The organism is Pseudonocardia sulfidoxydans NBRC 16205 (assembly GCF_007989085.1).
Taxonomy (GTDB): domain Bacteria; phylum Actinomycetota; class Actinomycetes; order Mycobacteriales; family Pseudonocardiaceae; genus Pseudonocardia; species Pseudonocardia sulfidoxydans.
Genome location: NZ_BJVJ01000005.1, coordinates 35,904 through 49,230, shown reverse-complemented (window position 1 = coordinate 49,230; position 13,327 = coordinate 35,904). Strand labels below are relative to the sequence as shown.

The 13,327-nt window shown below is 73.7% G+C and carries 11 protein-coding genes; 4 read left to right on the top strand and 7 right to left on the bottom strand.

Annotated elements, in window-relative coordinates; genetic code table 11:
• Positions 1-67 precede the first annotated feature (67 nt).
• From folE to PSU4_RS32970, 3 genes are read left to right on the top strand one after another with little or no spacing between them, the layout of a single operon-like run.
• Positions 68-670 carry a GTP cyclohydrolase I FolE gene (gene folE, locus PSU4_RS04170; RefSeq protein WP_147102773.1) on the top strand — a complete coding sequence of 201 codons (603 nt, stop codon included), beginning with the start codon at positions 68-70 and terminating at the stop codon, positions 668-670.
• Entirely contained in the window at positions 663-1,886 is a 1,224-nt protein-coding gene (locus tag PSU4_RS04165) for an NAD(P)/FAD-dependent oxidoreductase (RefSeq protein ID WP_147102613.1), read from the top strand. The genes folE and PSU4_RS04165 overlap by 8 nt, the downstream gene beginning before the upstream one ends.
• A 46-nt stretch (positions 1,887-1,932) precedes the next feature.
• Positions 1,933-2,763 carry a DnaJ family domain-containing protein gene (locus PSU4_RS32970; RefSeq protein ID WP_373866031.1) on the top strand — a complete coding sequence of 277 codons (831 nt, stop codon included), beginning with the start codon at positions 1,933-1,935 and terminating at the stop codon, positions 2,761-2,763.
• Between the two features lie 33 nt (positions 2,764-2,796).
• Here PSU4_RS32970 and PSU4_RS04150 read toward each other — a convergent pair whose 3' ends face one another.
• The 5 genes from PSU4_RS04150 to PSU4_RS04130 all read right to left on the bottom strand — a co-directional run bounded on the left by PSU4_RS04150 (position 2,797) and on the right by PSU4_RS04130 (position 11,634).
• On the bottom strand, positions 2,797-6,036 hold the full coding sequence (locus tag PSU4_RS04150) for a hypothetical protein (RefSeq protein WP_147102612.1): 3,240 nt from the start codon (positions 6,034-6,036) through the stop codon (positions 2,797-2,799).
• Between the two features lie 257 nt (positions 6,037-6,293).
• Positions 6,294-7,169, bottom strand: a complete 876-nt coding sequence (locus PSU4_RS04145; RefSeq protein WP_147102611.1) for an SWIM zinc finger family protein — start codon at positions 7,167-7,169, stop codon at positions 6,294-6,296.
• The gene (locus PSU4_RS04140; RefSeq protein ID WP_147102610.1) at positions 7,159-10,320 is read right to left on the bottom strand and encodes a DEAD/DEAH box helicase; all 3,162 of its coding nucleotides are present in this window, start codon (positions 10,318-10,320) and stop codon (positions 7,159-7,161) included. Before PSU4_RS04140 ends, PSU4_RS04145 begins: the two co-directional genes overlap by 11 nt.
• Positions 10,321-10,372: 52 nt before the next feature.
• On the bottom strand, positions 10,373-10,651 hold the full coding sequence (locus PSU4_RS04135) for a GNAT family N-acetyltransferase (protein ID WP_147102609.1): 279 nt from the start codon (positions 10,649-10,651) through the stop codon (positions 10,373-10,375).
• Positions 10,648-11,634, bottom strand: coding sequence for a pirin family protein (locus PSU4_RS04130; RefSeq protein WP_147102608.1), 987 nt, complete (start codon positions 11,632-11,634; stop codon positions 10,648-10,650). The genes PSU4_RS04135 and PSU4_RS04130 overlap by 4 nt, the downstream gene beginning before the upstream one ends.
• 125 nt (positions 11,635-11,759) lie before the next feature.
• Between PSU4_RS04130 and PSU4_RS04125 the strand changes: the two genes are divergently transcribed.
• Positions 11,760-12,173, top strand: a complete 414-nt coding sequence (locus PSU4_RS04125) for a TIGR03668 family PPOX class F420-dependent oxidoreductase (RefSeq protein ID WP_307724771.1) — start codon at positions 11,760-11,762, stop codon at positions 12,171-12,173.
• Here PSU4_RS04125 and PSU4_RS04120 read toward each other — a convergent pair.
• Both PSU4_RS04120 and PSU4_RS04115 read right to left on the bottom strand, forming a co-directional pair.
• Complete coding sequence (locus tag PSU4_RS04120; RefSeq protein ID WP_246114926.1) at positions 12,136-12,921, bottom strand: alpha/beta fold hydrolase; 786 nt, start codon at positions 12,919-12,921, stop codon at positions 12,136-12,138. The genes PSU4_RS04125 and PSU4_RS04120 overlap by 38 nt on opposite strands.
• A 22-nt stretch (positions 12,922-12,943) precedes the next feature.
• Positions 12,944-13,315 (bottom strand): MmcQ/YjbR family DNA-binding protein, encoded by a 372-nt coding sequence (locus PSU4_RS04115; RefSeq protein WP_147102607.1) that lies wholly within the window; start codon positions 13,313-13,315, stop codon positions 12,944-12,946.
• Between the last annotated feature and the right edge of the window lie 12 nt (positions 13,316-13,327).

Genomic DNA, 13,327 nt, shown 5'->3' with positions numbered 1-13,327 from the left:
GATAGAGCCGGAGGATTCCGTGACGACTCCCGACATATCCCTGGTTCCCGCCGGGGCCGACGCCGTCGTGCGGCCATTGCGGGTCACCGCGCCCGAGGCGGGCGTCGACCTCGCGGGCGCCGAACGCGCCGCCCGCGACTTCCTCACCGCGCTCGGCGTCCCCACCGACGGTGAGGCCACCGCCGGAACACCCGGCCGGATGGCCCGCGCCTACGCCGAGATGCTGGCCCCACGCTCGTTCGACCTCACGACGTTCGACAACGACGAGGGATACGACGAGCTCGTCCTCGCCCGGCGGATCCCCGTCGCCTCGGTGTGCGAGCACCACATGCTGCCGTTCGTCGGCGTCGCCCACGTCGGCTACCTGCCGGGCAAGCGCATCCTCGGGCTGTCCAAACTGGCCCGTGTCGTGGAGCTGTTCGCCCGCCGCCCGCAGGTGCAGGAACGGCTGACCAAGCAGGTCGCCGACTGGCTCGACGAGCACCTCGCGCCGCGCGGCGTCGGGGTCGTCGTGGAGGCCGAGCACATGTGCATGTCACTGCGCGGGGTGCGCAGCGAGGGCACGAGCACGATCACGTCGACGCTGCTGGGCACCCTGCGTGAGGACCCCCGTTCGCGGTCGGAGTTCCTCGCGCTCACCATGCCGCGCCCGGGTGGGGTCCATGGCTGAGCGGACCGTCGTCGTCGCCGGTGGTGGGCTGGCTGCGGCGAAGACGGCCGAGGCCCTGCGCGCCGAGGGGTTCGACGGCGCGATCACGCTGATCGGCGCCGAGACCGACGTGCCCTACGAGCGGCCGGCCCTGTCGAAGGGGTACCTGCAGGGTGGCGACGCGCGGGAGTCGATCGACGTCCACCCGCGGCAGTGGTACGCCGACAACGGGGTCGACCTGCGGCTCGGGTCGCCCGTCACCGAGGTCGACGCCGAGGAGCACCGGGTCTCCACCGCCGACGGTGAGCGGCTCCGCTACGACACGCTCGTCCTCGCGACCGGGTCCCGCGCACGCAGGCTCGACCTGCCCCGCGCCGACCCGGCCGGGCTGCACCACCTGCGCGACGTCGCCGACAGCGACCGGCTGCGCGCGGCCCTGCGCCCCGACGCCCGGGTCGTGATCGTCGGGGCGGGCTGGATCGGCCTGGAGACCGCGGCCGCGGCGGTGGCGGCGGGAGCGCAGGTGACGGTCGTCGAGGTCGCCGAGCTGCCGCTCGTGCGGGTCCTCGGGCCCGAGGTCGCCCGGGCGTTCGCCGACCTGCACCGTGCCCACGGCGTCGACCTGCGCCTCGGTCGTCAGGTCCGCGACATCGTCGCCGCGGGCGACGGCAACGCCGTGCACCTCGACGACGGCGCCACCCTGCCCGCCGACGTGGTCGTCGTCGGCATCGGGGCCCAGCCGAACGTCGAGGCGGCGGTGGCGGCCGGGCTCGACGTCGACAACGGCGTCCTCGTCGACGAGCACCTGCGCAGCGCCCACCCGGACGTGCTGGCCGTCGGCGACATCGCCAACGCGTGGCACCCGGGGATCGGCCGGCGCATCCGCGTCGAGCACTGGGCCAACGCGCTCAACCAGCCCGCGGTCGCGGCCCGCACAGCCCTGGGGATCGACGCCGCCTACGACCGGCCGCCCTACTTCTTCACCGACCAGTACGACCTCGGTATGGAGTTCACCGGCTGGTTCGACCCGGCGCAGCCGTACGAGCTCGTCGTCCGGGGTGACCTCGACGCGCGCGAGTTCGTCGCGTTCTGGCTGGTCGACGGCAGCGTCGCGGCAGCGATGAACGTCAACGTGTGGGACGTGACCGAGCACCTGGGCCGGCTCGTCCGGGCCGCCACGACGGCGGAGCCGGCGAGGCTGGCCGACCCGGACGTCGCGCTGGCCGACCTGGCCTGAGCCCGCCCGCGCCTACCCTCGGAACCGGAACACGAGGGAGGCGCGGGTGCTCGAACGGCACGAGTCCGTCGTCGAGGAACAGATCCGGCTGGCCGCCGAGCGCGGCGCGTTCGACGACCTGCCCGGCAAGGGCCGGCCGCTGCGTCTCGACGGGCCCGACGACGACAGCTGGTGGGTGCGCGGCTGGATCGAACGCGAAGGCCTCTCCGGCGACGCCGTGCTGCCGACGTCGCTGCTGCTGCGCAAGGAGATCCAGCGCCTGCCGCAGACGGTGGCACCGCTGCCCGACGAGGCCGCGGTCCGCGCGGTGGTGTCGGAGCTCAACACGCGGATCGCGGGCTGGCTGCTCGCACCGACCCCGCCGCAGGTGCCGCTCGCTCCGGTGCGTGCCGACGACGTCGTCGCCGCCTGGCGGAGCGCGCGGGACGGATCACACAGCGAATTTCGACACCCGGTAGAAGGTTCGGGGGCGGCGTCGGGCACAGTGGAGGCAGCCACAGCCGACCCCGAGCCAGGAGCCGAGCCGATGACCTCCCCGACCACCCTCTCCGGACCGGCCCGCGCCTTCCGCGCGATCGCCGTCGCCGAGGCCTGCTCCTGGACGGGGCTGCTGATCGGCATGTTCTTCAAGTACGTCGTCGTGTTCGACGACCTCGGCGTGAAGATCTTCGGCCCGATCCACGGCGCCCTGTTCGTCGCCTACCTGGTGGTCACGCTCGTCGCCGCCCGGCGGCTCGGCTGGTCGGTGGCCACCACGCTGGTCGCGCTCGCCGCCGCCGTCCCGCCCCTGTTCACGCTGTGGTTCGAGCGCTGGGCGATGCGCACCGGCAAGCTGCACGGCGCCGGCACGGGCACCACGCGCGACGCCACGGCCTGAGCCGGGGCAGCAGGGCCGGCCCGTACCGGCGCGTCACCCGGACGTGAAGCCGAGGGCCAGGTCGATCAGTCCGTCGATCGGCACCCGCACGATCTCGGTCCGCGACTCGCTCGACCCCCCGGTGTCGGTGTCGGTGCCGCTGACCCCGCCGCCGCCCTCGAGCAGGACCTTGACGGTCTTGGCGGCGTCGAACGACACACCCAGCTTGCCCTGGATCGTGCGGGTGACGGCGTCGGAGTGGCTCTCGTTCTCCTGGCGGGTGATCGTGACCGGCTTCGTCGCGAACGTCGCGGTGATGAGCATCTGGTCCGCGCCGTCCGGGATCGTGAACTGCGCCGAGTTCGTGAACGCGACGCCGGCGACCTCCAGCGCCATCGTGATCATCCCGCTCGGCCGCGGCCACTCGACCGGCAGCGTGTAGAACGGGTTGGCCGCCTCGGTCGCGGAGGTGAACTCGTGCAGCTGCGGCTCCAGCTGCGGGTGGTACAGACGGAACACCTTGCGGACGTCGGCGAGTCGGTCGACGAGGATCGGCCGACCGTTCGGGTCCCGGACGACCAGACTCGTCGTCAGCGCCGGGCTGCGCCCCTGCCGGGGACGTCGCGGTGCGGTCGTCGGCAGCCCGGCGACGTTACGAGGGATGTCGCGTGTCGTGTCCGACGGCTCGGCCGGCGACGGTGTGCCGCCGGCCGGGGTCAGCGCGGCGACGGTCTGGGCGTCGAGATCGCGTGAGGCGTTGAGCGCGGCGCCGTCGTTGGTGATGGTGGCCGGCGGACCGGACGTGACCGGGGTGTCCACCATCGCCTGGGCGAGCCCGGCCGCGGCCTGGCTCACGTCGGTCGCGGCGCGCAACGCGTCCTGGGCCGCCTGGCCGGTCATCGTCGCGGCAGCCTGCCCGATCTGTCCGGCGAGGGTGGACAGGCTGCCCAGGACCCCGGCGAGCTGGCTCGCGCCGGACATGTCCCGGAACATCCCGGGGTTCTGCACGGCTGCCAACACCCCCGACAGCCCGGTCGGGTCGGGGAAGGTCACCGGGTTGATCACCTGCAGGTCGCCCTCCGGCACCGTGACGCTGACGTCCCCGCGCTGGAACCGGCTCGCGGTGCTCACCGGGTCGATCGCCGGTGGCTGGTGCGGGATCGGCGAGTCCTGCCAGTTGAAGTAGCGCTGCATGTCGAGGTACTCGGCGCTGTTGGAGCGGCCCAGCACCGCCTCGGCGAACAGCCCGCCCGTGGGCACATAGACGTCGTCGACGCGGCTGAGCCGGTCGTGACGCTTCTCGAACGAGCGCAGGGTGGTGTCGGCGTAGCCGGCGAGGATGTCGAGCTCGGCCGGCACGTCGGTGAGCCCGAGGGTGCCGAGCAGCCCCTTCGTCGCCGCCGGATCCAGTCGCTTGAGCGTGAGGACGAAGGCGCCCGCCGTGGTTCCGAGCGGGGTCGTGTTCGCGAGGTCGCTGAGCCGCAGCCGTGGCGCCCCGCTGTCCGCGTGGCCGATGGTGACCGACTCCAGGAGCTGGGTGATCTCCTCGGGCTCGATCGCGTCGAGGATCACGCGGGTGAAGAAGTGCCGGCGGCGGAGCACCAGCTTCTGCAGCCGGTTGCGGAACCGGTCGATGTCCTCGGTGAGGGCGTCGAAGGCCGCCTGCCGCCGCTCGTTCTCGGCCAGGACCTGGTCCCGTTCGAACAGCGCGGCCTCGTACTCCTCACGCGCCGCCACGTCCGCCGCAGCCACGCCCTCAGCCGGTGACCACGCCACCGTCGTGTTGCGCGGCCCGTCCGACTCGAGCAGACCCTGCCCCAGGATCGTCGTGCCGGCCAGGTTGCGCACCGATGCCTCGCCCCGCCGCACGGCACCGCGGGAGACGCGGATGCGGAACCGGGTGTCCTCGATGTCGAGGACCTGGTTGCGCGACAACACGACAGCGGTGATCTGCCCGGCGTCGTCGAGGTCGGCGTCGAACGTGTAGCGGTTGCCGAAGTCGAAGCCGGCGAGCGCTTGTGAGGGGACGCCGTTCGTCTGCTCCTGCCCGAAGATCTCCTGCCCGTCGCGCACGACGGTCAGACCCACGTCGAGGTTGAACGGGATGCCGTCGAAGAGCACGTCGACGACGAGGGCGGTGATCCGCAGCGACTCCGCCGGTGGGGGCTCCTGCGGCTCGACCGGGACCGGCAGCAGGTCGGGCGCATCGGGGACGTCCTCGGTGACGAAATAGCTGTCGCCCTGCTCGCGCAGCGCCGCGTCGTCGACGTGCACGCGGACGATCTCCCAGTAGTCGCGGACGAACCGGAAGCCGGTGAAGTCGAGGAACGTGAACGGCAGGTACAGCAGCGGCTGCAGCCTGTCGGCGGCCAGCCGGGCCTCGTAGTGCTGCAGCACCTCGTAGTACTCGATGTTCAGCGCATGCATGTGGTTGTAGTTGGTGATGTTCGACGTCGTCGCCGACACGCTCTCGCCTTGCGCGTCCTCGACGACCGCCGTCGACCACAGGGAGCGCACGGCCGAGGCCGTCTGGCTGGTACTCAGCGCGATCCGCTGGTTGACGTCGGCGACGATGTCGCGGTCGCCGTCGGTCTGCGACTCGATCATTCCCAGCGCCTTCGAGCCGCTGTAGACGACCCCGCCCGCGATCGAGCCCACCGCGCCGCCGACGAGCCCGCCCAGGATCGTGCCGCCACCGGGCTCGGCGATGGTCCCGATCACCGCGCCGGCGACGCTGCCGACGGCCGCGCCCGCGCCGACGAAGCTGCCCGCGGTCACCGCGGTGCCCGCCTCTGTCTGCGTCTCGCCCTCCTGGTGCTCGGTCGCGACCGCGGTGGTGATCTCCTCAAGGGCCCGGTTCTGGACGAAGACGGCGGTCACCCGCTCGTCGACGGTCGTCCGCTCCTCCAGCGCGGTCAGCTGCCGGCGGCGCCAGTTGACGAACGCGATGTTGCGGGACTCCCCGGGGCCGAGCGCGATGCTGTGTACGACCTCGCCCAGGTGAGTGCCCCGGTTCTCCCAGCTCTGCCGGTGGCCTGTGACGAACCCGAGGCGCACCACCGGGCACCGCAGCCCGGTGAAGATCTCCGACAACGAGCTGGGCTGCTTGGCGAGCGTCCCGATCGGCAGGTCGACCGCGCAGTCGGCGTCGACGTCGATCACGAGCCCGCGTAGCTCCACGTCCCGCACGAAGCTCGTGAACCGCACGCTGCTCGTGACCGCGCCGATCAGGCCGGGCAGGAGCTCCGGCGGCGCGGAGGGGCGTTCGCTGAACGTCGCGTCCGGGGTGGTCATCAGCACCTCGCTCGGGTCGGCGTCGCGGACCGTTCGGAACGGGTCCGCCCGCTGACTCGAACCGGATCATCGACCCGTTAACGGCATTCAGGACGTCGTCGCCAGGATGCCGCCGTACCCGCCCGCCCGATGTGGCGGGCACGTCCGGGCCGGGGCGGGCCGGGCCGCGCTCGCCGTCGTGCTCGCCGTCGCGGTCGTCGTCGCCGTGGCCCGGGAGCTGCGGCGTCCCGCAGCGCACCGGAACGAGGAGCGACAGGTCAGGGCTGCGGATCCGTGGGGGCGGCGAGCACCTCGTAGACCGGGCGCAGCAGGTCGACCACCTGCGCGCCCCGTACGGTGATCGCGAACGGCGGCATCTGGTCGAGCAGGGCGTCGGGTGCCGTCGGGACGGGCGCGACGCGGCGGGCGTCGTCGAGTCCCGGGCCGGCGGTGAAGAACGCGTCGAGGACGTCGGCGAGCGGTGCGGCCGTGGGCTCTGCCGGTTCGGCGGGGCGCGGGCCCTGCTGCTCCTCGGCTGCGGCCGCGCGGCGCGTCCGCAGGTTGGCCAGCAACGTCTCCCGGTCGCGCCCGCGCAGCGCGAGGACCTCGAACGGGTCGGCGTCGAACCGCTCGGCCAGCAGGTAGAACACCGCGGCCAGATGCTTGCAGGGCACGGCGTGATCGGGGCACGAGCAGTCCATGACGAGGTCGCGGGCGTCGGCGGGGAACAGCGCCAGCCCGAGCGAGGCGAACAGGCCCTCGATCTCGGGCGGCATCGACCCGGCCAGCAGCGTGGCCGCGTACCAGGCGTCGGCGGCCAGGGCCTCCTCGACGCGGGTCCACTCCGGCTTGCCGTAGGTCGCGACGCCGACCCGCACCCGGTAGGGCCGCTCGCGGCTGCCCTGCACGCTCGCCGTCACCGACCCGGGATCGACGCGCAGCTCGAGCGTCTGCCCGGCGCGGGCGTAGTTGCGCCCCCGCGCCATCCGGCCCCCGGCGACGACCTGCTCCAGCACCTCGAGGAACCGGGCCGACCACCAGGTGCGGGCGACCGCGCCGCGGGTCGCGTGGATCTGGATGCCGCCGGTGACCTTGCGGGGCTTCCCACCGGCCTCGCCGTCGCGCCACCAGAACGGGTCGGGCTCACGCGCCACGGGGCACCTCCCCACCGCCGTCGTCGGCGGGTGCGTCCTCGGCGAGCGCCTCGCCACCCAGGGCGAACACCTCGCGCAGCTGCGCCGTCGACAGGTCCGCCAGCTCGCCCACCCAGTTCTCACCGTCGCCGATCACCTTGCCCGACAGCGCCTTCTTCGACGTGATCAGCTCGTCGATCCGTTCCTCGACGGTGCCCGGGCACACCAGCGTGCGGACCTGCACGTTGCGCCGCTGCCCGATGCGGAACGCCCGGTCGGTGGCCTGGTTCTCCACGGCCGGGTTCCACCACCGGTCGAGGTGCACCACGTGCGAGGCCGCGGTGAGCGTCAGCCCGGTGCCGCCCGCCTTCAGCGACAGCAGGAAGACCGACGGCCCGTCGTCGGACTGGAACCGCTCGACCATCTCGTCGCGGCGCTTCTTCGGGGTGCCGCCGTGCAGGTAGAGGATCTCCTGGTCGAAGCGGGCCGACAGGTGCGGCACCAGCATCGACGCGAACTCCGCGTACTGGGTGAAGCACAGCACCTTGTCGCCCTCGGCGAGGATCGTCTCGAGGATCTCCTCCAGCCGCACGACCTTGCCGGAGCGGCGGCCGATGGGGGAGCCGTCGTGCAGCAGCTGCGCGGGGTGGTTGCACACCTGCTTGAGCTTGGCCATCGCGGCGAGGACGTTGCCGCGCCGGGCGATGCCGTCGCTGCCCTCGATGCGTTCCAGCATGTCGTCGACGACGGTGCGGTAGAGCGACGCCTGCTCGCGGGTGAGCCGGTAGTGCTGGGTGATCTCGATCTTCTCCGGCAAGTCGTCGATGACGCTCGCGTCGGTCTTCACGCGTCGCAGCAGGTAGGGCCGGACGATGCGGCGCAGCAGGGCGGCGGCCTCGTCGTCGCCGTAGCGCTCGACCGGGATGGCGAAGCCCTGCCGGAACCGTTCGGGGCTGCCGAGCATGCCGGGGTTGAGGAAGTCCATGACCGACCACAGCTCGGCCAGCCGGTTCTCCATCGGCGTGCCCGTGAGGGCGATGCGGTGCCCGGCGCGCAGCCGCCGGACCGCGCGTGCCGACGCGGCCAGGCTGTTCTTGACCATCTGCGCCTCGTCGAGCACGACGCGGTGCCACTCGAACGGTTCGAGCAGCGCGGCGTCGCGCACGACGGTGCCGTAGGTGGTGACGACGACGTCGGCCGCCGCCGCCGCGGCGGCGACGAACTCCTCGCCGGCTGCGCGGTCGGGCCCGTGGTGCACGAGCACCCGCAGCCGCGGCGCGAACCGCGCCGCCTCGCGTTCCCACGTCCCGACCAGCGACATCGGGCACACAAGCAGGGTCGGCCCGTGAGGGTTCGCGTCGCGCTCGGCCGCTTCGAGCGCCAGCAGCTGCACCGTCTTGCCCAGGCCCATGTCGTCGGCCAGGCACGCACCCAGGCCCAGCCCGCCCAGGAACGCGAGCCAGGAGACGCCGCGCTGCTGGTAGGGCCGCAGCGTCGCGGTGAACCACGACGGCGGCTCGACCGGGGCGAGGGTGTGCTCGGCCGACCCGTCGAGCAGCTCGCCCAGCCAGCCCGTGGCGTCGACCCCGACGACGGGCAGCGGCACGTCGGCCGGTGGGGCCGCCGCCATGGCGACGACCTCGCCGGCCGTCGGGCGCCGCCTGTTCGCGTTGCGGCGCATGAACTCCAGGCCGGTACGCAGCTGCTCGCGGTCGATCGTCACCCACTGCCCGCGCAGCCGCACCAGCGGCGCCTTCGTGGCGACGAGCTCGGCGATCTCGTCCTCGTCGAGGACGTCGTCGCCGACGGCGAGGTGCCAGCGGAACGCGGCCAGCTCCTCACGGCCCAACCCGCCGCGGGTGACGACGCCCGGCGCCGCGGTGGAGCTCGCCGACAGCCGCAGCCCCAGCCGGCGGCTGCCGTCCCAGCCCGCGGGGAGCTCGACGTCGAACCCCTCGGCGAGCAGCCTGCCCGCGACGTCGGTGAGGAACTCGGCGGCCCCGTCGACGTCGAGCGGCAACACCTCCGGGCACGCCGAGCGCAATGCCCGGGTGAGCCGCGGATAGACCAGCGCGGCGCGGCCCAGCTCGGCCAGCAGCAGCTCCTGAGGTTCGCCGATCAGCCGGGTCAGCGTGGTGCCGGCGCCGTCCCAGATGCGGGCGGCGGGCACGAGCAGGCTCGGGTCCTCGGTGGAGCGCAACGAGAACTGCAGCTCCCAGCGGGTGCCGTCGCCGGTCTGGTCGGTACTCGGCGCATCGGGGTCGGCCGGGTCGTCGAGGACCTTCACCTCGGCCAGCCGGAACGACGCCCGCGCCGGCCCGGCGGCCTCGGCCCCCACGTCGTCCCAGGCGGCGACGGCGCGGGCCAGCTCGTCGAGCTCCGCGCGGCCGACTCCGGCGGCGCCACCGACCCGGTCGTCCGGCGTGACCAGCGCGGCCAGCCAGGCCTCGGTGGCCGGGGTGACGGCAGGTGCGCGCCCGCGGCGTGGGGGCAGTACCTCGACCGGTTCGTCGGCGCGGGCCAGCCGGTCGCGGACGGCGGCGTCGGCGAGTACCCCGACGGCGTCGGTGAGCAGGACGTGCGGATCGTGACCCTGCATGTCGGGCGGGGCGCCGGGCGCTGGTCTCGGCCGTCGTTCGGCCCGACCGACCGGTGGGAGCGCGCCGACGAGGCTGTCGAACACCACCGCGTCGAGCCCCTGGACGACGGGCCGCCAGCGGGCGCGCGGCGCGTCGGCCCCCGTGTGGGACAGCGCGGGCAGGACGCGGCCGCGGGCGGCGAGGCCTTCGGCGAGGTCGAGCACCGCGCGCAGGTGCGCGACCGAGCAGCCGTAGCGCACCGCGGGGTCGGGGTCGCGCAGCTCGGCCGCGTCGACCAGCAGCGCCGGCACGGTCCAGGCCAGCAGCTCGGGCGCCGAGCGCGGGCGCCGCGCGGGGCCCGACCGCACCAGCTCGGGGGATGCCAGCGGCCCCGACGGCCGCCCCGGGAGCAGCAGGACGAGCGGGGCCGCTTTGCCGGGGTGCAGCGCGGCGAGCTCGCCGGACGTCGCTGCGAACGGGTGCGGGCGGGCCGTGCGCAGCGAGCGGGCGCTGGTGGCGGCCGGGCGTTCGCCGTCCTCGGCCCACAGCAGCACACCCCGGCCGGGGGACCACAGGGCATGGACGACGAGCACCCCGACAGGCTACGGCCGCCCACCGACGATCTCCGGCGCGAGCCGGGGTCGCTCACAGGAGGTCGGCGTACTCCGGGTGTTTGTCGATCCAGCCCTTGACGAAGGTGCAGTCCGGGCGGACCCGCAGGCCGCGGGCGCGGGCGGCGTCGAGCGCGCCGCGGGCCAGCGCCCCACCGATGCCGCGGCCGCCGAAGCGGTCGTCGACCTCGGTGTGGGTGAACACGATCAGCCCGTCGCGCAGCTGGTAGAACGCGCGGCCGGCGACCTCGTCGTCGACGAGGATCTCGAACCGGGACCGGTCGGGCCGGTCGACGACGACGGGATCGCTCACGACGACGCACCGCCCAGGTCGCCGTGGGGGACGTACGTCGCGGGGATCACGCCCAGCTTTCCCTTCTGGTAGTCCTCGAACGCCGCCATGACCTCGGCCTTCGTGTTCATCACGAACGGTCCGGCCCACGCGACGGGCTCCTGGATCGGCAGCCCGCCCAGGACGACGACGTCGAGGCCCGCGAGCCGCGACTCCTGGTGACGTGCGCCGTTGACGGTGACGACGTCGCCCGGTCCGAGGACGACGAGCTGCCCGGTCTCGATCGGCTGCCCGTCGGGCCCGATGCTGCCGGCGCCGGACAGCACGTAGACGAGCGCGTTGAAGTCGCGCCGCCACGGCAGCCGCAGCTGCGCGCCGGGGCTGATCGTCGCGTGCATCATCGCCATCGGGGTGCGGGTGGACCCGGGGCCTGCGTGCCCGGCCAGCTCTCCGGCGATGACGCGGATCAGGGCGCCGCCGTCGCCGGTGGTGAGCAGGGCGGCGTCGGCCGCGCGCAGGTCCTGGTACTTCGGCTCGACCCACTTCTCGGCCTTCGGCAGGTTCACCCACAGCTGCAGGCCGTGGAACAGTCCACCGCTCGCGACGAGCGCCTCCGGTGGCCGCTCGATGTGCAGCAGGCCGCTGCCGGCGGTCATCCACTGGGTGTCGCCGTCGGAGATCGTTCCGCCGCCGCCGTGGGAGTCCATGTGCTCGAAGGTGCCGTCGATGATGTAGGTGACGGTCTCGAAGCCGCGGTGCGGATGCCAGGGTGTGCCCTTGGGTTCGCCGGGTGCGTACTCGACCTCGCCCATCTGGTCCATGTGCAGGAAGGGGTCGAGGTCGCGCAGGTCGACGCCGGCGAACGCGCGCCGGACGGGGAAACCCTCGCCCTCGTACCCGACGGGTGCGGTGGTGACCGAGCGGACGCGGCGGTCCAGGTCGGTCGGGCCCGGCTCGGGGACGCGGGCCAGCGCGGTGACGTCGGCGACGGTGATGGCCGGCATGACGACCTCCTAAGCGGTTGAGCGTGCAACTAACTTGTGGAACGGGACTCGGGCCCCGAGCATTCCCGCCCCGTCGGCCGTGCCGGCGGAGCCCGGCGGCGCAGGCCAGACTGGGCCCCGTGCCCATGATGAGCGACGACGAGCAGCGTGCGCGCGTCGAGGCCTGTCCGGTAGCCCGGCTCGCGACCCTGCGCGCCGACGGCACCCCGCGGCTGGTGCCCTTCACGTTCGTGCTGCTCGACGGCCGGATCTGGAGTGCCGTCGACGACGTCAAACCCAAGAGCGGCCGCACGCTGGCCCGGCTCGCCGACGTCGACCGCGACCCGCGGGTGGGCGTGCTCGCCGACCGCTACGACGACGACTGGGACCGGCTGTGGTGGGTGCGCATCGACGGCACGGCCGAGGTCCGCGACGCAGCGGACTGCCCGGCGGCCCTCGACGCGCTCGTCGCGAAGTACCCGCGCTACCGCGACGCCCGCCCGCCCGGACCGGTGCTGGTGGTCACGCCGACGCGGTGGGCGGGCTGGTCGGCTCGCTGATCCGGGCCACGAACGCGGTCACCGCCGCGAGCGTCTCCGACCGGCGCTCCAGGTGCGGGGAGTGCCCGCAGTCGAACACCACCAGCTCGACGGGCCCGGACGAGCGGTCCCGCACCGCCTCGACGTGCGCGACGGTGCCGTAGGGGTCGGCGGTGCCCTGCACGGCCAGCACCGGACACGTGATGGCCGACAGCTCGGCCGTGATGTCCCACGAGCGGAACCCGGGGTCGAGCCACACCCCGGCCCAGTTGCCGAACACGACGCCGGGGTCGTCGTGGTGGCGGGCCATCCGGGCGCGCAGGTCGCCGTCGTCGAAGGCGGCGCGGGTGGCGGCGATGGCGGTCAGCCCGTCGTCCTCGACGAACACGTGCGGCGCGAGGACGACCGCTCCCGTGAGGGGGAGCCCGGACGCGGCGGCGAGCAGCGCGATCGAGCCGCCGTCGCTGTGTCCCACCAGGACCGGGGCCTGCACGCCCAGCGCGTCGAGCACGGCGGGCAGCACCTCGCGGGCCTCGGAACCCATGAAGCCGAGCCCCCGCCGGGCCGCGGGTGGCGACGAGCGACCGTGCCCGAACCGGGAGAACGCGACCGTCCGGCGACCGGTCGCGGCGGCGACGTCGTGGTGGAAACCCCGCCACAGCCCGACCGAGCCGAGGCCCTCGTGCAGCATCACGAGCGCGGGGCCCGCGCCGGGGACGTCCTCGTACTCGACGCGCCCACCGGCGACGTCCAGGAACTCCTGCGTCACCGCGCGATGCTAACCCGCCGGGTTAACGACCGTTCACGTCCCCGAGCAGTGCCACCAGCTTCCTCGGCGCGATCTGCCGGTAGGCGTCGGTGACGATCTCCGCGATCTCCTCCCAGTCGACGTCGACGTCCAGACGCACCCCGAGCCAGCCGCGGCCGCCGACGTAGGGCGGGCGGAAGAACCGCTGCGGGTCCGCCGCGACCAGCTCCTCCTGCACGCCGGGCGGTGCGGCGCACCAGAACCCGAGCACGTCGTCGTGATGGCGGTCGGCGTAGGAGACGAACACGCGGCGCACGAACCACGTCGGCTCGCCGTGGCTGAGCTTCTCCGTGACCTCGGGCAGCGCCATGCACAGCGCGCGCAGCCGGGGGAGGGGATCGGCGGTCGGCTCCATCCGGTCACCCTG